This is a genomic window from Microbacterium sp., from assembly GCF_031180975.1.
Classification (GTDB): Bacteria; Actinomycetota; Actinomycetes; order Actinomycetales; family Microbacteriaceae; genus Microbacterium.
In genome coordinates this window covers 1-22,487 of record NZ_JAPSLI010000015.1, presented here as the reverse complement: position 1 = coordinate 22,487, position 22,487 = coordinate 1, and the positions used below count along the sequence as shown (strand labels likewise).

The 22,487-nt window shown below is 70.9% G+C and carries 15 protein-coding genes, 1 tRNA gene and 1 pseudogene; 8 read left to right on the top strand and 9 right to left on the bottom strand.

Going from position 1 to position 22,487, the window contains the following annotated elements; translation table 11 throughout:
- From RIF65_RS15065 to RIF65_RS15045, 5 genes are all read right to left on the bottom strand, one after another.
- Positions 1-919: DUF222 domain-containing protein (locus RIF65_RS15065; protein WP_309067074.1), on the bottom strand; the 919-nt coding region annotated here is incomplete at its 3' end.
- A gap of 374 nt (positions 920-1,293) precedes the next feature.
- Complete coding sequence (gene speB / locus RIF65_RS15060; RefSeq protein ID WP_309067073.1) at positions 1,294-2,256, bottom strand: agmatinase; 963 nt, start codon at positions 2,254-2,256, stop codon at positions 1,294-1,296.
- Entirely contained in the window at positions 2,253-3,878 is a 1,626-nt protein-coding gene (locus RIF65_RS15055; RefSeq protein ID WP_309067072.1) for a thiamine pyrophosphate-binding protein, read from the bottom strand. Before RIF65_RS15055 ends, speB begins: the two co-directional genes overlap by 4 nt.
- Positions 3,875-5,551, bottom strand: coding sequence for an amidohydrolase (locus RIF65_RS15050; RefSeq protein WP_309067071.1), 1,677 nt, complete (start codon positions 5,549-5,551; stop codon positions 3,875-3,877). Before RIF65_RS15050 ends, RIF65_RS15055 begins: the two co-directional genes overlap by 4 nt.
- The gene (locus RIF65_RS15045) at positions 5,548-6,870 is read right to left on the bottom strand and encodes an MFS transporter (RefSeq protein ID WP_309067070.1); all 1,323 of its coding nucleotides are present in this window, start codon (positions 6,868-6,870) and stop codon (positions 5,548-5,550) included. The genes RIF65_RS15050 and RIF65_RS15045 overlap by 4 nt, the downstream gene beginning before the upstream one ends.
- Positions 6,871-7,091: 221 nt before the next feature.
- On the opposite strand from RIF65_RS15045, the gene RIF65_RS15040 reads away from it, so the two are divergent.
- From RIF65_RS15040 to RIF65_RS15030, 3 genes are all read left to right on the top strand, one after another.
- On the top strand, positions 7,092-7,982 hold the full coding sequence (locus tag RIF65_RS15040; RefSeq protein ID WP_309067069.1) for an Lrp/AsnC family transcriptional regulator: 891 nt from the start codon (positions 7,092-7,094) through the stop codon (positions 7,980-7,982).
- Between the two features lie 76 nt (positions 7,983-8,058).
- Positions 8,059-9,468, top strand: coding sequence for an MFS transporter (locus tag RIF65_RS15035; protein WP_309067068.1), 1,410 nt, complete (start codon positions 8,059-8,061; stop codon positions 9,466-9,468).
- A gap of 167 nt (positions 9,469-9,635) precedes the next feature.
- Positions 9,636-13,988: an endo-alpha-N-acetylgalactosaminidase family protein gene (locus tag RIF65_RS15030; protein ID WP_309067067.1), complete on the top strand. Its 4,353-nt coding sequence runs from the start codon at positions 9,636-9,638 to the stop codon at positions 13,986-13,988.
- A 62-nt stretch (positions 13,989-14,050) separates the two neighbouring features.
- Here the strand turns inward: RIF65_RS15030 and RIF65_RS15025 are convergent, their stop codons facing one another.
- Positions 14,051-15,814: a glycoside hydrolase family 35 protein gene (locus RIF65_RS15025; protein WP_309067066.1), complete on the bottom strand. Its 1,764-nt coding sequence runs from the start codon at positions 15,812-15,814 to the stop codon at positions 14,051-14,053.
- A 96-nt stretch (positions 15,815-15,910) separates the two neighbouring features.
- Here RIF65_RS15025 and RIF65_RS15020 point away from each other — a divergent pair, with 96 nt between their 5' ends.
- From RIF65_RS15020 to ald, 3 genes are all read left to right on the top strand, one after another.
- Positions 15,911-16,942, top strand: a complete 1,032-nt coding sequence (locus RIF65_RS15020) for a LacI family DNA-binding transcriptional regulator (RefSeq protein ID WP_309067065.1) — start codon at positions 15,911-15,913, stop codon at positions 16,940-16,942.
- A 52-nt stretch (positions 16,943-16,994) separates the two neighbouring features.
- The gene (locus tag RIF65_RS15015; RefSeq protein WP_309067064.1) at positions 16,995-17,867 is read left to right on the top strand and encodes an AraC family transcriptional regulator; all 873 of its coding nucleotides are present in this window, start codon (positions 16,995-16,997) and stop codon (positions 17,865-17,867) included.
- Positions 17,868-17,978: 111 nt separating this feature from the next.
- Positions 17,979-19,082, top strand: coding sequence for an alanine dehydrogenase (gene ald, locus RIF65_RS15010; RefSeq protein WP_309067063.1), 1,104 nt, complete (start codon positions 17,979-17,981; stop codon positions 19,080-19,082).
- A 16-nt stretch (positions 19,083-19,098) separates the two neighbouring features.
- Here the strand turns inward: ald and RIF65_RS15005 are convergent, their stop codons facing one another.
- Both RIF65_RS15005 and dcd read right to left on the bottom strand, forming a co-directional pair.
- Positions 19,099-20,304 (bottom strand): MFS transporter, encoded by a 1,206-nt coding sequence (locus tag RIF65_RS15005; RefSeq protein WP_309067062.1) that lies wholly within the window; start codon positions 20,302-20,304, stop codon positions 19,099-19,101.
- 71 nt (positions 20,305-20,375) lie between these two features.
- Positions 20,376-20,981: a dCTP deaminase gene (gene dcd, locus RIF65_RS15000; RefSeq protein ID WP_309067061.1), complete on the bottom strand. Its 606-nt coding sequence runs from the start codon at positions 20,979-20,981 to the stop codon at positions 20,376-20,378.
- Positions 20,982-21,152: 171 nt separating this feature from the next.
- Between dcd and RIF65_RS14995 the strand changes: the two genes are divergently transcribed.
- Positions 21,153-21,962, top strand: a complete 810-nt coding sequence (locus RIF65_RS14995; RefSeq protein WP_309067060.1) for a TasA family protein — start codon at positions 21,153-21,155, stop codon at positions 21,960-21,962.
- A 107-nt stretch (positions 21,963-22,069) separates the two neighbouring features.
- A tRNA-Gly gene (locus tag RIF65_RS14990) sits at positions 22,070-22,143 on the top strand.
- Positions 22,144-22,301: 158 nt separating this feature from the next.
- On the opposite strand, the pseudogene RIF65_RS14985 reads toward RIF65_RS14990, so the two are convergent.
- Positions 22,302-22,487 (bottom strand): annotated as a pseudogene (locus RIF65_RS14985) (hypothetical protein); the annotation flags it as partial.

Below are 22,487 nucleotides of genomic sequence, written 5' to 3'. Positions count from 1 at the left end.
CGCCGGCGCCCATCAGGGTGGTCACCGGGATCGTGACACTCACCTGCGCAACGATCCCCGCCAACCGGCCGTCCGGGGTGTCATGCCCGACCGGCGCCCCCGTCAACAACACATCCAGCGCCAGGTCCGCGCGCTTCTGCGAGAGCGTGCGGGTGTCCGGCACAGCCGGGTCCATGCTCGCCGATGCGGCATCGGCGTTCGCGAGATCTGCGTCGGCGTCGGTGGTGGTTCGGGTGGCGGCGGGCCCGAACGCCTCCCCCGATCCCGCCGGGGCGGCAGGGTCGGGGTCGGTGAGGGCTTTGGCCATGGTGGTGAGGCGGTCGAACGCGCCGTGGATGAGCGCGGCGGGACCGAACACCCCGAACTCCGCCATCCCGTCAGGGGCGTCCTTCACCCACGCCGACCGCTTCTCCCTGGCATCCCGGTGTCGGTCCTCGAGTGGGCGGGGCTGGTACTGCTCCGCGATCCGCGCCGCGACCCCGCGCACCCGGTTCGGGGACTCCCGCTCCGCCACCTCCACCACCCGCGCCGAATACGCGTCCCGTGCCGCGGGGTCGTCCAGGTGGGCGCCGGCATCCACGATCACCCGGGCGTGCCCGGCCGTGATCCGCCCCGCGCCCTGCGCCTGCCACACCAGCGGGAACCGCTCCACCCGCTCCGACGCCTCCGCCATCCGCCGCTGCACCGTCCGGTCCGTGACCCGCAACGCCGCCCCCAGCTCAGCAGCGACCGCCCGCACCGACACGTCCGCCTCATCCGCATCCCCCGCCACCGACAACGCCCACCGCGACGCCAGAGCGAGCACCCCATCCCGGGCCGCCTGCAACGTCGACAGGGAACGCTCCAGACCCTGCGCCAGGTCGACCAGCTGATCCAGCGTGGCCACCTGCTCCGCAGACACATCCCACAGCGCCCTCATCACCCCAGTATGAGACGGGCCACCGACATTCGAACCCCAGATCCCGGCCCGAAACAGGGCACCCAGGTCACGAAGAGATAACGATGATCGACGGACCCGACGGGCGCCACATACGGGGCGTTGGACGACCACCCGCAAGAGGCAGAAACGGCTTCCGCCCGCCTCGCCCGTCACGACGTTTCGTCTCGCTGCGCTCGCTCAACGACCGGGGGGAGGAAGCCCGTCCCGCCCGTCACGACGTTTCGTCTCGCTACGCTCGCTCAACGACCGGAAGGGTCAGCCCCGTCACCCCGTTTCGTCTCGCTACGCTCGCTCAACGACCGGGGAGCGTGCGCCTGCACGTGCTCAACGACCGGGAAGGGCGCTGCGCTCGCTCAACGGCCGGGGGAAGCGGAGCCCACCTGGGCGGCGAGCAGCGTCACCAGCTCGTACACGACGTGGCTCGCGGCGACGCCGGTCATCTGGGCGTGGTCGTACGGGGGTGCCACCTCCACGACATCCGCGCCGACCACGTTGCGGTCGGTGAGGGCGCGCAGGATCCGCAGCAGCTCACGGCTGGTGAGCCCCCCCGCCTCCGGCGTGCCGGTGCCCGGGGCGTGCGCCGGGTCGAGCACGTCGATGTCGATGGAGATGTACAGCGGCTTGTCGCCGATGCGGGCGCGGATGCGTTCGATGCCCGCCTCCACTCCGTGTTCCTCGATGTACTCGCTGGTGACGATCGAGAAGCCCAGCCGCTCGTCGTCCTCGAGATCCTTCTTGGAGTACAGCGGGCCGCGGGTGCCGACGTGGCAGCTCGCCGTCAGGTCGATGAGACCCTCCTCGCTCGCGCGGCGGAAGGGGGTGCCGTGCGTGATCGGCGCGCCGAAGTAGGTGTCCCAGGTGTCCAGGTGCGCATCGAAGTGCAGCACCGCGACCGGCCCGTGCTTGGCCGCGACCGCGCGCAGCAGCGGCAACGCGATGGTGTGGTCGCCGCCGATCGTGACGATCCGCTGCACCTGGTCGCCGAGCTCCGTCGCCGCCTTCTCGATCGCCGACACGGCCTCGGTCAGGTTGAACGGGTTCGCCGCGATGTCGCCGGCATCCACCACCTGCGCGACCGCGAAGGGCGAGACATCCTGCGCGGGGTTGTAGGGACGCAGCAGACGCGACGACTCGCGCACGTGCGACGGACCGAAGCGCGCACCCGGGCGGTAGCTGACGCCGGAGTCGAACGGCACGCCGACGACGGCGATGTCCGCACGCTCGACGTCTTCGATGCGCGGCAGCCGCGCGAAGGTCGCGATCCCGGCATACCGCGGGAACACGGAGGCGTCGATGGGGCCGACGTTCTCGGTCATGGAGTTCCTTTCCTCTGCGGGATGTGCACCAGCTGCACACCGCCCTCGTCGATGGCCGCGCGCACCGCCGCGGCGATGTCGTCGCCGTCGGAAACACGCCGGCTGCGCGCGCCGAACGCCTCACCGAGCGCCGCCCAGTCGGGCTGTACCAGGTCCACGCCGATCGGCTGCATGCCCCGGTCGAGTTCGTTCTGCTTGATCTCCGCGTACCCGCCGTTGTCCACGCACACGACGGTGACGTCCAGCCGCTGCTCGACGGCGGTGAGAAGCTCGTTCACGCAGAACATCAGGGCGCCGTCGCCGATCACGGTGACCACCGGCCGCTCGGTCTGCGCGACGCGCGCGCCGATCGCGGCGGGAAGACCGTAGCCGAGGGTGGCGTACGTCGGCGTGTACAGCAGCGAGTGCGGCTGCGACGCGCGCAGCACGTTCGCCAGCGCCAGATACACGATCTGCGACGAATCGCCCGCCACGATCACGTCATCCGGCAGGCCGGCGGCGATGCGGTCCGCGAGTGCGACGGTCTCCGGGGCCGTTTCGCGGATCTCCTCGGCGATCGCCGCGCGAGCACCGGCGAGATCGGGCGCGTCGCGAGCAGGCACCTCGGCATCCCGCGCCTCTGCCAACTCCGCCAGCAGCGCCGAGAGCACCGCTGCGGCGTCACCGGCGATCCCGACGGCCGCCTCCAGATTCTTGTGCAGCTGCGCCGGCGAGATGTCGACCCGCACCACCGATCCGGCGGCCTCCAGCCGCGGCGCCCACAGCTCCGCCTCACCGAGCTTCGAGCCGACCACGAGCAACACGTCCGCCCGCTCCGCGACCGCCCGGGCGGCAGCCAGCCGCAGGTTCGACCCGAGCGACAGCGGGTGGTGCTCGTCGACGGTGCCCTTGCCGTTCAGGGTCGTCAGCACCGGCGCGCCCAGACGCTCGGCGAGAGCGGTCAGCTCGGCACCGGCATCCGTCGCCCCGCCTCCCGCGATGATCGCAGGACGCTCCGCCGCAGCGAGCAGGCGTGCGGCCTCGGCCACGCCGGCGTCGTCCCCGGCGACCGCCTCCGGCAGCGGCCGCGGCCGACGCGCCTCGGCGGGAACCTCGGCCGGCGCCTCCAGCACGTCCAGCGGGATCTCGATGTGCACCGGACGCGGACGCCCGGTTCGGAACAACTCGAACGCCCGGTGCACGGCATCCACCGCTTCGGCGGCGCTGCCCACCCTCACCGACCACTCGGCGATCGCGCCGACCATCGCGGTGGCGTCCTTCGTCTCGTGCAGGGTGCCGACGTCCTGGAACTCGGCGCCGAGCGCGACACCCGGCGACAGCACCAGCAGCGGCCGCGACTCGCAGAAGGCGGTGCCGATCGCGCTCATCGCGTTCTGCAGCCCGGGCCCGGAGGTGGTGATGACCACCCCTGGTAGACCGGTCTGCTGCGCCCAGCCGTCGGCGCCGTAGCCCGCGCCCTGCTCGTGCCGGTTCGTGACGGCGCGGATGCCGAGATCCGCGAGCGGCCGGTACAGCTCGAGGTTGTGGGTGCCGGGGATGCCGAAGACGGTGGTCACGCCGTAGCCGCGGATCGTCTCAAGGACGGCGCGGCCGGCGGTGTCGGCGTAGTCGGGAGAGGTCATGACCCCTCCGCGGAGAAGCGGCGTTCCCCGTCGATCCACGTCTGCAGCACCCGGATCGAGGAGATCTCCTCGGGGTCGACGGACAGCGGGTCGTCGGAGAGCACGGCGAAGTCGGCGCACTTGCCGACCTCGAGCGAGCCGAGATCGTCCTCGCGTCCGAGCGACACGGCACCCTCGTAGGTGTGACCGCGCAGCGCCGCCTCGGCGGAGATGCGCAGGCCGTCAGGTCCGAGCTTGTGCCCGCGGCGGGTGACGCGGGTGACCGCGGTTTGGATCGCTTCGAGCGGGATCGGCTCGGCCACCGGCGCGTCCGACGAGATCGTGACGGGCACGCCCGCGGCGAGGAACTCGCCGAGCGGGTTGAACCGCTCGCCGGGGGTACCGATCGCCTCCTCGACACCCTCACCCCAGTTGAAGTAGTGCTGGGTCTGGTTGACGGGGCGGATGCCGGATGCCGCCATGCGCCGGATCTGCTCGGGCGTCGGCAGCCCGCAGTGCTCGATGCGGTGCCGGGCGTCCGGGTCGGGCCGCTCGGCGAGCGCCGCCTCGATCGCCGACACCACCATCTCGATCGCGGTCGGCGACTGCGCGTGCGTGGCGGTCTGCAGGCCCGCGGCGTGCGCCTTGCTGATCAGCTCGGCGTACTCCGCGGGCTCGTGGTACAGCTGCCCGGTGCGGCACGGGTCGCCCACGTAGCCGTCCGGGAAGTACGCGGTCCAGCCGCCCAGCGTGCCGTCGGCGTAGAACTTGATGCCGGCGAAGCTGAGCTGCGCATTGCCGAACTGCCCGACCAGGCCCATCTCCAGCGCCTCGTCGAGCAGGTGCGAGAGCAGGTACATCGACACGCGCAGGTCGAGCCGGCCCGCCTCGGCGAGCCGCAGGTACATGTCGAACTCGCGCCGGGTGACCTGGCAGTCGCCGACCGTGGTGACGCCTCCGGCGAGGAAGCGCTGGGTGGCGGCATCCAGCTGGCGCAGGTGTTCCTCGGGTTCGTCGGCGAGGTGGAAGTTGGGGCCGTGGTGGCCGATCTTCACGCCGTGCACGCCCGTGAGGATGTTGCACGCGGCGTCCGACAGTTCGCCGGTGAGCTCGCCGTCGGCATCGCGGAAGAACTCGCCGCCATCGGGGTTCGGGGTGTCCCGGTCGACACCGTTGCTCGCGAGCGTGTACGAGTTCACGACGCCGCCGTGGCCGGAGGCGTTCATCAGGTACACCTCGCGGTCGGTGGCGACCTCGTCGAGTTCGAATCGGGTGGGATGCCGTTTCTCGGCGAGGTTGCGCTGCTCGTAGCCGTAACCGCGTACGGGACGCCCGGCCGGGAGGGTGGCGGCGGCCTGCTTCAGCAGTGCGACGATCTCGGGGATGCTCTTCGCCTTCGCAGGCCCGCAGTCCACCCACGTCATCATCTGCCCGTACATCAGCGGGTGCGCGTGCGGGTCGATGAACCCCGGCACCACCACGGCGTCCGCGAGGTCGACGTGCTCGGGCCGCAGTCCGGCCGCCTCGGCCGCCGCCTCGCACTCGGCGGGGGTGCCGAGGGCGAGGATGCGGCCGCGGTCGGCGAGCATGGCGGTGGCGGTGCTGCCGTCGGCGTCCACCGTGCGGATCACACGGGCGGTGACGATGCGGGGAGTGGTCTGCGCGGACCTGTCGAAGGCGGAGAGTTTTCTCATTGCGTGCGGTTCACAGTCGTGTCGGTGCGGGGGTTGAAGGATGCCGTGACGGGCGCGGCGTCGGAGTGCTGCGGGGCGAAGCGGGTGCAGATCCCGGCGATCACCGCCATGCCCACGAACATCCAGATGACCGACCAGACGCTGCCCGTCCAGATCACCAGCTGGGTCGCGAACCACGGCGAGAACCCGGCCCACAGCGCGGCGCCGACGCCGTAGGACAGCGCTATCGACGTGTAGCGCGCCTGCGGGCGGAACATCTGCGCCAGGAGCGCGGCGATCGGGGCGTAGGTGGCGCTCATCGCGATGCGCACCAGCGACGCGAACAGGAACACCATCGGCTCGACGCGGCCCGGCATGAAGAGCAGGAACGGCGCGAACGTCAGCACCGACGTGACCAGGCCGATGTACATGATGTTCTTGCGGCCCCACTTGTCGCCCAGCCAAGCGATCGGCAGGGTGACCAGGAACTCCACGAAGGACGCGACGGTCATCGCGTCGAGGATGAGCTGCTCGCTGATGCCGATCGGCTCGCCGGTCGCGTACGCGGTGGCGAACGTAGTGGCCAGGTAGTAGCCGCCGGTGGAGATCGGCAGCAGGCCGATGCCGAGCAGGATGGGCAGCCAGTTCACGCGCAGGGCGAAGGCGAGCGGCATGGTCTGCTTACGGCCGGACACCTTCTCCTCGAAGACCGGCGACTCCTCGACGCGGTACCGAACCCACAGGCCGACGCCGATGAGGACGATGGATGCCAGGAAGGGGATGCGCCATCCGCCGTCGATGATGAAGTTCTCGCCGCCGCGGCTCATGATCGCGAAGACGCCGGATGCCAGCAGCGCGCCGGCCGGGTTGCCGAGCTGCGTGAACCCGCCGTAGAAGGTCTTCGACTTCTCCGGTGCGTGCTCGACGCTCATCAGCACCGCGCCGCCCCACTCGCCGCCGACGGCGAGGCCCTGCAGAGCGCGCAAGGCGATGAGCAGGATCGGAGCCCAGATGCCGATGGCGTCGTACGTGGGGAGGCACCCGACCAGCACGGTGGCCGCACCCATCAGCAGGAGCGTGATGACCAGGGAGACGCGGCGGCCGAGCTTGTCGCCGACGTGGCCGAAGACGATGCCGCCGAGCGGGCGGACGAGGAAGGCGACCGCGAAGGTCGCGAACGCGGCGGCCGTCTCGGCGAGCGGGTCCTCGCTCGGGAAGAACAGCGGACCGAAGACGAGCGCGGCCGCTGTGGCGTAGACGTAGAAGTCGTACCACTCGATGGTGGTGCCGACGAAGGCGGCGATGCCGGCCTTGCGGGCTCGGCTGTGGGTGGATGTCATGGTCCGCTCCTTTGCGGAATGGGGGGTCGGGACTGCCTGGATGCTACGCCCGGTGGTTCCCGCCGGACAAGGTCAGAACTCCAGCGGATCCGCGCTTCAACTGGATTTCTGAGGCGCAAGGGCGTCAAGATTGGGCATCCCCCTGATCGGGAAGCGAGGTTGACCGTTGTTCTGCCACCAGCGCGGATCAGTTCGGGGAACCTGACGAATCTGGAGAACCCATGGATTTCGACGCCGAACTGATCCGCGCTCTGCAGGAGGACGGCCGGGCCAGCGTGCGCGCACTGGCGACCCGCCTCGGGCTCCCGCGAGCCGCGGTCGCGGCCCGCCTGCGCGCCATGCTCGACGACCGGACGGTGCGCGTCGTGGCGGCGGTCGATCCCGTGTTCCTCGGCCAGCACGTGCTCGCGCACGTGTCCATCCGCACCGACGGCGCCGCGCAGCCCGTGGGTGAGCACCTGAGCGGACTGCCGGAGACCGTGTTCGTCTCGGCGGTCGGCGGCGTGCACGATCTGGTCGCCGAGGTCCGCTTGGGGTCGATGGCCGAGCTGCACGATCTGCTGGCCCGCGTGCGCGTGCTTCCGGGCGTGCACGACATCGATACGGTCATCTACACGCACGTCGTCAAGGGCTTCTTCGTGTCGGACTACCGCGGCGACATCACCCTCGACGCCATCGATGAGGGCCTGATCGACCTGCTGCAGAAGGACGGACGCATCACCTTCCGCGCCCTCGGAGAGGCGGTGCGCCTGTCGCCGTCGGCGGTGGCGACCCGAGTGCAACGGCTCATCGACGGCGGCGTCATCACCATCAGCGCGGTGGAAGCGCGCGGACTCACCCACCGTCAGCTGTCCATGGGCGTCGGCCTCAGTCTGGCCGACGACGACGAGGCCGTGCTCGACGAGCTGCGCGCCGGACGCGGCGTGGATTTCGCGGCGCGCACCCTCGGACGCTTCGACGTGGTGGCGACGCTGGTCGAGCCGTCCGCGGGTGCCCTGTTCGCGAGCATCGAGCGGTTGCGGTCGCTGCCTGGCGTGACCAGGGTGGAGGGCTGGCTGCACCTGGCCGTGCTCAAGGAGGAGTACGCGCGCACGCTCAGGGCGCCACACTGATCGGCGCCCGCAGACCGACATCCGGCATCCGGCGCGCCGCCACCCGCCGTTCATCCGCCCGCGCCAGACTGCGAGCATGAGTGACGAAGGATGGGACGCGGCGCCGCACCCGGAGGCCACCGCGAACAGCGGCGCCGTCGGAGTGACCGGCCTCGAACTGCGCGGCGAGGCGCCGCCGTCGAAGAAGCAGATCTACTCCTGGGCGCTGTGGGACTGGGCCACCCAGCCGTTCAACACCGTCATCCTGACGTTCATCTTCACCGCGCTCTACCTCACCAAGGACCCGTTCCTGCCGGAGTCCCTGCAGGGGCTCGACCCCAAGGACCCCGCCCGACTCGCGGGCATCGCCGAGCTGACCTCCGGACTCGGCCTCGGCTCGACGATCGCCGGCCTCGCCATCCTGCTGGTCGCGCCCGTGCTGGGCCAGAGAGCGGATGCCGCAGGGCGGCAGAAACTGTGGCTCGGCATCGGTACCGGGGCCCTGGTGCTCTGCACGCTGGGCCTGTGGTTCGTGGAACCGACCCCGTCACTGTTCTGGCTCGGCGTCGCTCTCATCTCGGCGGGGAGCGTGTTCGGCGAGATCGCGGCGGTGAACTCCAACGCCATGCTCATCGGCATCGCGACCCCGAAGACGGTCGGGCGGATCTCGGGGCTCGGCTGGGGATTCGGCTACATCGGCGGCATCCTCGCGCTGATCGTGGTGGTGGTGTTCTACGCGATGGACTGGTTCGGGATCGGCGAGGACGACGGCCTGCCGTTCCGCCTCATCGCGGTCGGCTGCGCGGTGTGGACCGTGCTGTTCTCCATCCCGATCTTCCTCAACGTGCCCGAGCCGTCGCTCGGACGACCCGACCGCCGCGTGGGGTTCTTCGCGTCGTACGCCCTGCTCGTCAGGGACGTCATCGGTCTGTACCGCAACCCGGCCACCCGTCCGACGTTCTGGTTCCTGCTCGCCAGCGCCGTGTTCCGCGACGGCCTCGGCGGTGTCTTCGCGTTCGGCGCGGTGATCGCGGCCAGCGTCTTCGGCTTCGAGTTCCTCGAGTTGGTGGTCTTCGGTATCGCCGCGAACCTCATCGCGGGCGTCTCCACGATCATCGCCGGCCGGTTCGACGACCGCTTCGGACCCAAGCGTGTCATCGTGTGGTCGCTGGCCGCGATGGTGGTGGCTGGCACCGCCGTCTTCTTCCTCGTGGATGCCGGAAAGACGGCGTTCTGGATCGGCGGACTCATCCTGTGCGCGTTCGTCGGTCCGGCACAGGCCGCCGCCCGCTCCTTCCTCGCCCGCGTCACACCGGCCGGACGGGAGGGCGAGATCTTCGGCCTGTATGCCACGACCGGACGGGCTGCCAGCTGGATGGCATCCGCGGCCTGGACGGCCTTCATCGTGCTGACCGGATCGACCGCGTTCGGCATCCTGGGGATCGTGCTGGTGCTCGCGCTGGGTCTGGCGCTCGTGCTGCCGGTGCGGGAGCGCGCCGCCGCCTGAGCCGTCACCCCGCCACGTTCTGATAGCGCTGACACCAGCTGTTCCCCCATAGCGGTACGGCTGTGTCATCGTGCGTACATCGCTCTTGTTATCGCAAACATCGTCTGGCATCATCGAGCAGGCCGGGTCCCCCTCGCTCCGGCGGACTGATTCGAAGGAGAGCCAGTATGAAGACCCCCCGCAGATGGGCCGGAGCAGGACTGGGCTGCGCCCTGGTCATCACCGGCCTGTCGCCCCTCGCAGCGGCTCCCGCCTGGGGCGCCGACGCCGCCGCGGAGCACGTGCTGCGCAGCGGCACCCTCGAGGTGCGCGCCTCTCAGGCCTTCCCGCAGGTCGTCAGCTACACCGACCGCGACAGCGGCGCCGTGCTGCACGGCAAGGACACGCTGCTGACCTCGCTGGAGATCAACGGCACGGCGCAGCCGGTGACCGTGACCAGCACCAAGATCGACAAGACCACGGTCGAGTACACGATCACCCCGACCGAGCTCGCCGATGTCCGGTTCACCGCACGCCTGAGCGTCGAGAAGAACGTCGTCACGCTCGCCTTCACCGAGATCCACGACCCAGATGCCCGGGTCGTGACGCTGCGCATCCCCGGACACGACCTGGTGACGGTGTCGTCCCGCGAACCCGGCTCGGCGATCGCGGCGGCGAACCTGTCCGTCGACCGTGCGGTCTCCGGCGACACCTTCCTCTCCGTCACCCGCGAGACCCCGGTCGACGCCAAGCCGGTCTCCTCGAACACGATCCTCGCCCACACCGGGGAACTGGCCGCAGCGTTCACCACGAACGCGCTGTACGACTCCTCGCCGGGGCCGGCGAACAAGGACTCCGGCAACTTCTGGCGTCAGGCCGTCAAGGACGGCGACGAGGTGGAGGTGGGCGTCTCCAGCGGGCAGTGGCTGTACCGCGCCAAGGACGCCGAGGAACCAGAGGAGCTCCCCTGGGTCAAGGTCGCGATCACCCCGGATGCCAACGCCGACGGCACCGTCGACTGGCAGGACGGCGCCATCGCGTTGCGCGACCTGCGCGTCGGACCGTTCAAGGGCGACCAGACGCCGAACAACGTCATCACGCACATCCCGTTCAACTTCGCCTCGCAGGCCACGCACCCGTTCCTGCGCACCCTCGACGACGTGAAGCGGATCGCGCTGAACACCGACGGGCTCGGCCAGGTGGCGATGCTCAAGGGCTACACCAGCGAGGGCCACGACTCGGCGAACACCGACTACGGCGACAACTTCAACGAGCGCGCCGGCGGCCTGGACGAGCTGAACACCGCCCTCGAAGCCGCCGAGAAGTGGAACGCCTCCTTCGGCGTGCACATCAACGCGACCGAGATCTACCCGGAGGCGAACTCGTTCAGCGACGAGATCGCCGAGGAGGACAAGCCGGGCTGGAACTGGCTCGACCAGTCCTACTACATCGACCAGCGCTACGACCGGGTCTCCGGCGAGTTGGACGAGCGGATCGGCGAACTCGCGGACGCCACGCACGACAACCTCGACTTCGTCTACGTCGACGTGTACTACGAGCACGGCTGGCTGGCGAAGACCATCCAGGACTCCCTCGTCGAGCACGGCTTCCGGGTCGGATCGGAGTGGGCCGACAAGCTCGCCGCCAACAACACCTGGTCGCACTGGGCGAACGACGAGAACTACGGCGGCTCCACCAACAAGGGGGTCAACTCGAAGATCCTCCGCTTCGTGAACAACACCGAGGCGGACGTCTGGAACCCGGATCCGCGTCTCGGCACCAGCCACATCGTCGAGTTCGAGGGCTGGACGGGCCAGAACGACTTCAACGGGTTCCTCGAGAACGTGTGGAAGGCCAACGTCCCCGCGAAGTTCCTGCAGCACCACGAGATCACGCGCTGGACCGACGAGGCCGTCGACTTCGAAGGCGGCGTGCGGGCCACCGGCACCACGGCCGCTGACCGATCGATCACCGTCGACGGCACCGAGGTGCTGCGCGGCGGCACCTACCTGCTGCCGTGGGCGTCGAAGCCCGGCGGCGACGTCGACAAGCTCTACCACTACAACCCCGCGGGCGGCTCCACGACCTGGACGCTGACCGAAGCGTTCGCGGGCAACGCCACGCTGCAGCTGTTCGCCCTCGGCGACGGCGGCCGTGAGAAGGTCGCCGATCTGCCGGTGAGCGACGGCGCCGTGACGATCGAGGCCGCACCCGGGCAGCCCTACGTGCTGGTCGCCGGCACGAAGGCGGATGCCGGCAACGCGCTGCCGTCGAAGGTGCGCTTCGGTGAGGGGACCCCGGTGACGGACCCCGGCTTCAACCGCACCGGCCTGGACGCCTGGAACCCGACCGGGGCCGTGTCCATCGAGCGCGACGGTCTGGGGCGGCGCTCGGCGCTGTTCGGTGTGGGCGCGTCAGCGATCTCCCAGCGCCTGGGCGAACTCGCCGCCGGCGAGTACACGGCGAGCGCGTGGGTCGGCATCGACGCCACCAAGACGCGGGAGACGACTCTGAGCGTGGTCGTGCCGGGCGGGAAGGACGCCGCGATCACGATCGACTCGTCGAACGCCCGGAACTACATGGCATCCGACGAGTGGAACGGCACCACGCTGCAACGGCTGAAGGTGCACTTCACCGTCCCCGCCGACGGGACGCGTCCCAAGCTGACGATCGCTGCCGCCGACGGCGACGCCCCGGTGCGGGTCGACGACGTGCGGATCATCGCGGCGAAGGCGCCGAAGCTCGACGACGGTGTGATCGCCCGCGAGGACTTCGAGGACGTGGATGCCGGATGGGGCCCCTTCATCAAGGGCCGCGCCGGTGGCACCACCGACCCGCGCACGCACATCGCCAAGCGTCACGAGCCGTACACGCAGGCCGGTTGGAACGGCCGCGACATCGACAACATCCTGAACGGCGACTGGTCGCTGATGGCGCACGAGGAGAACTCCGGGCTGGTCTACCGCACCTCGGAGTACACGGTGCCGTTCGAGCAGGGCCGTCGCTACCGGGTGTCGTTCGACTACCAGAGCACCCTGGACGGCGAGTACGCCTGGGTGTCGGGCTACGACTCGGCCGCCGGGCCGGTGGTGACGGGCAGCGTCGAGTTCGGCGCGGTGCACGGGACCACCCGCTTCGAGCAGATCGTCGACGGCAGCCCGTGCGGTGACGCCTTCGTCGGCCTGCAGCGCATCGGCGGTGGCGCGGCGGACCTGATCCTGGACGACTTCCTGGTCGAGGACCTCGGGCCCGCCGACTCGGTGCCGGCCTGCGCGCAGCTGCGCGGCGAGCTCGGCCCGGATGTCGTGCAGCAGGGCGTGGCGCAGGAGTTCACCACCACGTTCACCTCGGACGAGTCCGCGCCGATCGCCGACCTGGCGGTGTCGCTCGAGCTGCCGGAGGGCTGGACGGCCGAGGCGACCACGCCCGCGACGGCCGCCGATCTGCCCGCCAAGGGCCGGCTGGACACCACGTGGAGCATCACCGCCCCGGCATCCGCCGACGGCTCGTACCCGATCACCGCGACCGCGACCTACACGACTACGGTCGACCCGATCGGGCCGCGCACGATCAGCTCCACCACGACGGTGCGCACGCTGCCGAAGCCCCCGCAGGCCGACGTGTACGCCAGTGATCACGACTGGGTGAGCGCCACCAACGGCTGGGGTCCGGTCGAGCGCGACCAGTCCAACGGCGAGCAGGGGCAGGGGGACGGCGCACCGATCACCCTGAACGGGGTCGTCTACGAGAAGGGGCTCGGCGCGCACGCGCCCAGCAAGATCCGTTACTACCTGGGCGGATACTGCACGGTGTTCACGGCCGACGTCGGCGTGGATGACAAGCAGCCCACCCGCGGCTCTGTGACGTTCGCCGTCGTGGCCGACGGCCGCACCGTCGCGACGTCCCCGCTGATGAAGGCGACCACCGCGACGCACGCGCTCAGCGCGGACATCACCGGCGCGCAGTTCGTCGACCTCGTAGTCGGTGACGGCGGCGACGGCATCGGCAACGATCACGCCGACTGGGCCGATGCGAAGTTCTCCTGCTCCGACACGCCCAGCCAGGGCGGCGGCGGGGAGGAGCCGACCGCACCCGCCGGCACCGCGTACCTGAGCGATCTGCCGTTCGTCAGCGAGGCCAACGGCTGGGGACCGGTCGAGCGCGACATGTCCAACGGCGAGGACGCCGCCGGTGACGGCACGCCCCTCACCATCGGCGGGGTCACCTTCGCCAAGGGTCTCGGCACGCACGCGGACTCGTCGGTCAAGGTGTACCTCGGCGGGCAGTGCACCACGTTCACCGCCACCGTCGGCCTGGACGACTCGAAGGATGAGAAGGGCGAGGGCGACGTGATCTTCCGGGTGCGGGACGGCGCGACCGTGCTGCACGACACCGGCTCGATCACGTGGGACGACCCCGGCACGCCGATCATCGTCGACGTCACCGGCGTCGAGGTGCTCGAGCTGGTCGTCGACAAGAACGGCGTCGACTTCCGCGATCACGCCGACTGGGCGGACGCGAAGGTCGTCTGCGCCGAGTAGCCCCGGGCACACGAATGGGGGCGGATGCCGCGGCATCCGCCCCCATTCTCATGTCTGCCGGGTCAGCCGCCGATGAACTCCTCGACCTCGCCGAAAGACGGGGTCTCGCGGATCTCCACCCGACCGCCGAGTCGGTCGGTGTCGAGCACGACGATCTCGTTGCGGCCCTCGCGCCACAGCGGCGCGGGGGCGTACAGGGTCTCCTGCGGGCCACGCTCCCAGTAGCGGCCGAGCAGGAAGCCGTTCAGCCACACCATGCCCTTCGCGCCGCCGGGGAACGCCAGCCAGGCGTCCAGCGGCTCCGCGATCTCGAAGGATGCCGTCGCGATCCCGTCGGGGGTCGGGGTCCCGGAGCTCCCTGAGCTCGTCGAAGGGCCCGGCACGCCGTCGCCGAACACCCGGTGCGTCCAGCCGTGCACGAATCGCCGGCCGACCACGACGCCCTGCAGGATGCCCTTGCGCTCGCCGGTGAGCGGGCCGTAGTTGATTCGGCCCAGGCTCTCCACGACGATCGTGAGCGTGCCGGTGCCGCCGCCCGCCGGAAGCGGCAGCTCGTGCGCGCCGTCGTGCTCGAGCGTGCCCAGCCGCACCTCGTCGAGGAAGACGGTGGCACGGTCGCGCAGTCCGTGGATGCCGAGCGTGGCGTCCGCGGGGAACGAGACCTGCGCCTGATACGCGACGAGTCCGTCCTCGGCACCGAGCTCCTCGAAGGTCATCGGCACGGGCGCGGTGGCCCGGACCGGGAGCGCGCGGACGGCATCCAGCAGGGAGTCCTGCGGCAGCAGCTCGGCGACCGCCGCGGCCTGCCGGCGCGGCGCCGCGGGCACGGGCGGCAGGTCGCCGTCGTGGAACGGCGCCAAGGCGGCCCGGAGCGCGCCGAACTTGGCGTTGAGCGTGCCGTCCTCTCCGATGGGCGCGTCGGAGTCGTAACTGGTCACGGTGGGCTGAAGGATGCCGAAGTGGTTCGCGCCGGCCCACAGGCCGAAGTTCGTGCCGCCGTGCGCCATGTACACGCTCACCGAGCCGCCGGCATCCAGTAGCTCCTGGACGGTGCCGATCATGCTGTCGGCGGAGCGGACGTGGTGCTTCTCACCCCAGTGGTCGAACCAGCCGCCCCACAGCTCGCTGCACATCAGCGCGTCACCGTCACGCAGCAGCTCCAGGGCCTTCGGCACGCCGGTGCCGAAGGTGAAGGTGCCCATCGCCTCCGGCACGCTGCCGTGCGCGACCATGTCGGGGGTGGTGCCGTCGGCGGTGGTGAGCAGCTCCACCATGCCACGCGAGCGCAACCCGTCGCGCAGATGCGTGAGGTACGCCTGGTCGCTGCCGAACGAGCCGTACTCGTTCTCGACCTGGATGAGGCGGATGGGTCCGCCGTGCGCCGCCTGGAGCGGCACCATTCGCGGGATCAACTCGTCGTACCAGGCGTCCACCGCGGCGAGGAACACCCGGTCGCTGGTGCGCAGCGCCCTGGTGCGGCCGCTCAGCCAGAACGGGATACCGCCGTTCGACCACTCCGCGCAGATGTACGGGCTGGGGCGGAGGAACACGTCGAGTCCCAGGTCGCCGGCGATGCGGATGAACCGCTCGAGGTCACGCCAGCCGGTGAAGTCGCGGTCGCCCTCCACACGCTCGTGGAAGTTCCACGCCACGTAGGTGTCGACCGTGTTGGCACCCATGGCCACCAGCCGGCGCAGCCGGTCCTCCCACTGATCCGGGTGGATGCGGAAGTAGTGCACGGCGCCGGCCAGGATGCGGTGCGGTCGGCCGTCGCGGAGCAGCCCGCCGGAATGCCACGTGAGGGAGGGGGTGGAGGAGGATGTCATGGCTCTCACAGAGGGGTCGATGTTTGCGTTCACATTATCGCATCGCCCCTTTCCGGGATCGGCGGGATCCTGCGGGCTCAGCGCTACCATCGGACCATGTCACCGCGCCGTCTCGGGCAGAAGAGGCCCCCCAGTCAGGTCGATGTCGCGCGCCTCGCCGGGGTGTCGACGCAGACCGTGTCGCGCGTCATGTCCGGGAACCAGCACGTGCGGCCGGAGACCGCGCGGCGCGTGCTGGGCGCGGTCGAGGAGCTGGGCTACCGCGTCCACGCCGCCGCCGCGTCGCTGGCATCCGGCCGCACCCGCATCCTCGGCGTGATCCAGGTCTCCACCGACCGGTACTCGTCCGCGGCGCTGGGCGTCGGTGTCGAGCAGGCGGCCGCGGACAACGGCTACACCGTCACCACCGCCGCCGTCGCCGACCACGCGTCCAACGAGGCGTTCGTCGCCGCGTTCGACCGGCTGGAGCGGCAGGGCGCGGAGGGGATCGTGCTCGGCGTTCCGGTGGAGCTGGACACCCCGGCCATGCGCCAGCGCGCCGAGCGCGTGCCGACCACGCGCAGTGAGCGCACTTCGATGGACGCCGACGCCCCGCACGCGATCGACCAGGCCGAGATCGCGCGGCTCGCGGTCGGGCACCTGCTCGACCTCGGCCACCGGACGGTGTGGCACGTCAGCGGCGACCCGTACTGGCTGGAGAGCGACCAGCGCCTGCGCGCGTGGGAGGGGATGCTGATCGAGCGCGGCATCACGCCTCCCCCGGTGATCCCCGGCGACTGGACTCCGGAGTCCGGGTACCGCGCCGGCCGCACGATCGCGGCGATCCCCGACGTCAGCGCGGTGTTCGTATCCAGCGACGAGATGGCGTTCGGCCTGATCCGCGCGCTGCACGAGGCGGGGCGGAGCGTCCCGGACGACGTCTCGGTGGTGAGCGTCGACGACATCGCCCTCGCCGCCTACGCGTCGCCCGCGCTGACCACGGTGCGACAGCCGTTCGAGGACATGGGGCGCGCGGCCGCGCTGCGACTCATCGAGCGGCTCGAGGGTCATGAGCCGAAGGGCTCGGCGCCCGACGTGCACCCGGAGCTCGTCGTGCGCGCCTCCACCGCGCCGCCGCGCGCCCGCTGAGACGCCCGGCCGTCCCCGGAATAGCCGGCCCCGAAGACCGGTTCGACTGGTCATGAGCCTTCTCGCGACGCCTGCGCCGACGACAGCGGATGCCGTCCCTGACGCGCTCGAACGCGTGCTCGGCGATATCTCCGTGCGCATCCGCCGCCAGCGACGCGTGGTCGCCGCGTCCGACGAGCTGCTGGCCGTCGAGGCCTCCGCCCTGACCGTCGCCTACGTGCTCGACGGCGAGGCCCATCCGCTCTCCCACCCCCGCCTGCCCGACGTGCTCGCCGCGGGTGACGCGCTGCTGTCCCGTGGCCGTCCGCTCGCTCTCCGTGTGCCGGCGGGATCCGGCATCCTGCTCTCCCAGCTCGAACTCGACGACGCCGCAGCGCACGTCTCCGACCTGCTGCCGGAGGCGGCCTGGGTCCGCGCGTTCGACCGGCTCGAGCCCGCCGCGGCCGCGCTGGCGCGGCACCTCGGCACGGACGAGGTCGCCCCGCAGCGCGGCGGCGACCTGGTGATCTGCCGGATGATGGCGACCACGCTGCTGCAGTCGCTGGTGCGGGCATGGTCGAGCCTCGGGTGCGCGCCGTCGGGGTGGCCCTCCCCCTCGGGCGACCCGTTCCTCGACCGGGTGGTGGAGGCCGTGCGGGCCGACCCGGGCAGGGACTGGACGGTCGAGCAGCTCGCCGCGATCGGCGCGATGTCGCGGTCGGTTTTCGCGGAGCGGTTCCGCAGCGCGTTCGGGCGCGCGCCGGCGCAGCACGTCGCCGAGGTGCGCATGCGGGCGGCGCAGCGGATGCTGACCGGCGGACGCAGCGTCAGCGACGTCTCCCGTGCACTCGGCTACGGCTCCGACGAAGGGTTCAGTCGCGCTTTCCGTCGCCACACCGGCCTCACGCCATCGGCATGGCGGGCGGCGGGCGGCGTCTCGCACTGACGGCGCCAGACCCTTCCCCTGCCGGATGCCGCGGGCTAGCGTCGATCTCACCGAAGCAGCATCGGCGCTCGGCCACCCGCCGAGGCGCCACGTGAGAAGGAGCCCGGACCCATGCGCATCTCCGTCGTCGCCGAGATCAAACCCCAGGAGGCCAGGGTCGGGATGACCCCCGCCGGTGCCGCCGACCTCGTCCGCCGCGGGCACGACCTGACCGTCGAAGCCGGCGCGGGCGTGAAGGCCGGTCATCCCGACGAGGAGTACGTCACCGCCGGGGCGCGGATCGCCACCCGCGAGGAGGCATGGTCGTCGGCCGAGCTCCTCGTCAAGGTCAAGGAGCCGATCGAATCCGAGTACCGGTTCCTGCGTGACGACCTGACGCTGTTCACCTACCTCCATCTCGCGGCCGACCGGCCGCTCACCGAGGCGCTGCTGCGAGCAGGAACGCTCGCCATCGCCTACGAGACGGTGCAGGACGAGACCGGGCTGCCGCTGCTGACCCCGATGAGCGAGATCGCCGGGCGCCTGGCCGCGCACGCCGCCGCTCACCACCTCACGCGCGAGGGCGGCGGACCGGGGCGCCTGCTCGGCGGGTCTCCCGGTGTCGCGCCCTGCCGGGTGCTGGTCATCGGCGGGGGCGTGGTGGGCACCCAGGCCGCACTGCTGGCGATGGGCATGCAGGCCGACGTGACGGTCCTCGACATGTCGCCGAGCCGGATCCGCCAGCTGCACGCGCAATTCGCCGGCCGGGCGCGGGTGTTGATGTCGGACACGGCGACGGTCGAGGAGGAGCTGGCCCTCGCGGACGTCGTGATCGGCGCGGTCCTGGTGCCGGGGCGCGCCGCGCCGAAGGTCGTCACCCGCGAGCAGCTGCGCATCCTCTCGCCGGGTGCACTGCTCATCGACGTGGCCATCGACCAGGGCGGGGCGTTCGAGACCTCGCACCCCACGACCTACGAGTCCCCGATCTTCGAGGTCGACGGCATCCGGCACTACTGCGTGGCGAACATGCCCGGTGCGGTGCCGCAGACAGCGACGAAGGCGCTCACGAACGCCACGCTGCCCTACGTCCGCCGGCTCGCCGAGGGCGTCGAGGCGGCGATCGGCTCAGACCCGGCGCTCGCCCTCGGCGTCAACACCCGTGAGGGTGCGATCGTGCATCGCGGTGTCGCCGAGGCGTTCCCCGACCTGCCGAGCCGCGACCGCTCGCCGGTCTGACCCGGGCGGCGCCTGGTCAGGCGCTCCCGGCCCGGTTCGACATCCCGAACAGCACCGCGCCGGCGACGAGCACCGCCGCGCCGAGCGGGTAGACCGCCTCGACGCCGAGGGTGTCGACCAGCATCCCGCCGAGGCCGGCGGCGAGCATGATGGCGGCCTGGAACCCGACGACGACGATGCCGCCGCCGGCCTCCAGCCGGTCCGGCATCCGATGGCCCACCCAGGTGTTCACGATGAGCAGCCAGGAGGCGAAGAAGAAGCCCCACACGAAGGCGGCGGCGCCGACGGTCCAGATCGACCCGGAGCCGGCGATGACCAGTGCGACCATCACGGCGATGACGACCGGGCTCAGCACGGCGAGCGCACGGTAGGTGCGGTCGATGATCGGCCCGACGGCGAGGTTTCCGATGAACCCGCCGATGCCGAACACCGCCAGCAGCACGATGATCGTCCCGGCGTCGACCGCGCCGTGCTCGGTCTGCACGCGCTCCAGCGCCAGACGGATGTAGGTGTACGCGAGGAAGTGTCCGAGCACGACGAGGATGTGGCCGACCACTCCCAGCCCGATGCCGGGCCGGCGCAGGGTCTCGGCGAGCACCGACAGTCGCGCGGCGTTCTCGGCCGGCACGCGCGGCAGCAGCATCCGCAGTGCCACGGCGAGCGCACCGGTCGCGATCGCGGCGATCCCGAATACGGCGCGCCAGTCGGCCAGCTCGCTGAGCATCACGCCGAGCGGGACCCCTGCCACCGTCGCGAGCGACGTGCCGGCGGAGGTGAACATCACCGCACGGCCCAGCCGCTCCGGGCCGGCGATGCGGGCGGCCACGGTGATCGACATGGTCCAGAAGCCCGACAGCGCAGCGCCCAGCAGCACCCGGGCGAGCAGCATCAGCGCCAGGTTCGGGGCGATCGCGACGACGGCGTTGGAAACGGCGGCCGAGACGGCCATCCACACCAGCAGGGTGCGGCGGTCCAGTCGCGGCAGCGCCAGACCGATCGTCGGTGCGACGAACAGACCGACGAGGGCGGTGACCGTGACCAGCTGGCCGGCCTGGCCCGGCGTGACGCGCAGCTCGGCGGCGATCTCGGTGAGCACGCCGTTGGGCAGGAACTCGGCGGTGACGAGCAGGAAGCTCATCGCCATCATCGCGAGCAGTGCGCCGTAGCGCAGGCGCGCCGGCGCGGCGGCCGGGACGACGGGGAGCGGGGCGGTGGTGGTCATGCTCCCAGCCTGGTCGCCGGGCGGATGCCGCACCCGACCGGGCGTCCGCCGCATCCGACCGATCGTCCGGATCAGCCGCCAACCGCCCCCGCGTCGGTGACGCCGACGTCGGTGCGGTGGAAGTTGTGGAACGAGCGGGATGCCGTCGGCCCGCGCTGCCCCTGATAACGGTTGCCGTACGGTCCGGAGCCGTACGGGTTCGCGGCGGGCGAGGTCAGACGGAAGAAGCACAGCTGACCGATCTTCATGCCTGGCCACAGCTTGATCGGCAGGGTGGCGACGTTCGCGAGCTCGAGGGTGACGTGGCCGGTGAATCCCGGGTCGATGAAGCCGGCCGTGGAGTGGGTGATCAGGCCGAGCCGACCCAGTGAGGACTTGCCCTCCAGCCGGGCGGCGACGTCGTCGGGCAGGGTGACCTGCTCGAAGGTCGCACCGAGCGCGAACTCGCCGGGGTGCAGGATGAACGGCTCGTTCGGATCGACCTCGATCAGCCGGGTGAGCTCGGGCTGATCCTCCGATGGGTCGATGAACGGGTACTTGTGGTTGTCGAAAAGCCGGAAGTAGCGGTCGAGGCGGACGTCCACGCTGGACGGCTGAACCATCTCCGGGTCGTGCGGCGCGAGCCCGATCCGGCCCGACGCGAGTTCCGCCCTGATGTCGCGATCGCTGAGAAGCACGTGATCAGCGTAGTCGGCGGGGCGGTGGCTCACGGTGCTGTTACCGGCGTCCGACTCTGTGGCACAACCCTTGCCGTGCTGTTGCCCGAGCGTGGATGGGTGGTTGCCGGGGCCTTCGTAGCTTCGTCTCAAGAGCTTCTCCCGCTCGACTCGCAGAGAACGGATCAACCGATGAATGCCAACTCCCCCGAGGCGCCCGCCACCGCTGAGGCGCGCCCCGCACGCTCGCGCACCCGCCTGCTGGTGCCCCTGGCCGGCCTGCTCGTCGCCGCGGTGGTGACCGTCGGCTCGGGTGCGGACTTCGTCTCGAACTCGGTGAACGCCGCCAACGCGTTCAGCTCCGGCACCCTGCAGCAGACCAACTCCAAGGCCGGCAGCGCCATCTTCAACCTCTCCAACCTGAAGCCGGGCGACACGCTCAACGGCAAGGTGACGATCACCAACTCCGGCACCCTGGCCTCGGACTTCACCCTCACCGAAGACGCCGCGAACGGCTTCGCCACCAAGTCCAACCTCTCGTTGGTCATCACCCGCACCGGCACCGCCACCCCGGTGTGGTCAGGCACCTTCGGCGAGCTGACCGCCGCCGGTCCGCTGAGCCTGGGCACCTTCGCCGCGGGCGAGGCGTCTGCGGACCTCCACGACCACCACGTCGGCGGTCTGGTCGCCGGCGACCACCGGATCGTGGTGACCCGCGCGGAGGCGTCGCTCGGCTCCGCGGCATCCCCGATATCGCAGATCTTGGACGTGCTCATCGAGAACGCGCTGAAGCACGGCCGCGGCGACGTGCGGCTGAGCGGGGTGCGCCAGAAGGAGTATGTGACCGTGCAGGTCGCCGATGACGGGCCGCGGCCGCGCGGGAACAGCGTGTTCCAGCGCCGACCGGAGCAGCGCAGCGCGACATCGGGAGAGGGCATCGGCCTGGCGATCTCGGCGGAGCTCGCCGAGATCGCTCGGCGAGCATCTGCTGCTCGGGGGTGACGACCTTCTCGCTGATCCTGCCGGTGCACACCGGGCAGAGTTCGGATGCCGTCCGGCCTGCCGCCGGCTGAAGTTTTGTTATGCTGGCCGAGCGCCACACGGCGTGCGGGGCTGTAGTTCAATGGCAGAACTTCTGCTTCCCAAGCAGACAGCGCGGGTTCGATTCCCGTCAGCCCCTCCAAGAGGTCCCGGTCGTTGAGCGAGCGCCGCCGCTTCCCGGTCGTTGAGCGAGGACGCGCGGAGCGCGCCCGAGACGAAACGCTCCGCGCTGGTACGGGTCGCTCCTTTCCGGTCGTTGAGCGAGCACCGCCGCAGGCGGCGCGAGACGCAACGCCGGGTTCAGAAGGGTGCGTCGATCTGCGGTGGTGGGGTGGCCCAGACGTGGTCGCGCCATGCTGGTTCGTGCGGCGGGGGTGGGTCGGTGTCGGTGAAGGTGACGGTGTTCTGCGCGGGTGGGCGGTCGATGTAGACCCGTCCGGTGGGGCTGGTCCATTCCAGCAGCCCGCCCCCGAGCTGGGTGACATG